This window comes from Halalkalibacter lacteus, assembly GCF_036663595.1.
Taxonomy (GTDB): domain Bacteria; phylum Bacillota; class Bacilli; order Bacillales; family Bacillaceae_D; genus Halalkalibacter; species Halalkalibacter lacteus.
This window is the reverse complement of the sequence record NZ_JAWRVL010000524.1, coordinates 1-229: the sequence shown is the minus strand read 5'-3', so window position 1 is coordinate 229 and position 229 is coordinate 1. Positions and strand designations below refer to the sequence as shown.

Below are 229 nucleotides of genomic sequence, written 5' to 3'. Positions count from 1 at the left end.
CAAGCTGCGCACCACACTGCGCCCGCACCAGCGCTGGCGGCGCGCTTCGATGGCTTGCTGCACCAGCGTCAGGGCGCGCTGGCCGGCATCCGCGGGGGGCCAGGCGTAGGCGCCTGCATGCACGTAGGCCTCGATCGCCGGGGCGTTCGGGCCACCCACGGGGCCCGTGGGGGGCACCTGCGCCGCCATCACCTGGGCACGCTTGTAGTCGCTGCTGCTGGCGGTCAGC

The 229-nt window shown here is 74.7% G+C and carries 1 protein-coding gene; it reads right to left on the bottom strand.

Annotation, left to right across the window (positions count from 1 at the left end; genetic code table 11):
* On the bottom strand, positions 1 to 229 hold a 229-nt coding region (locus SAZ04_RS23220), incomplete at both ends, for a hypothetical protein (protein ID WP_332700202.1).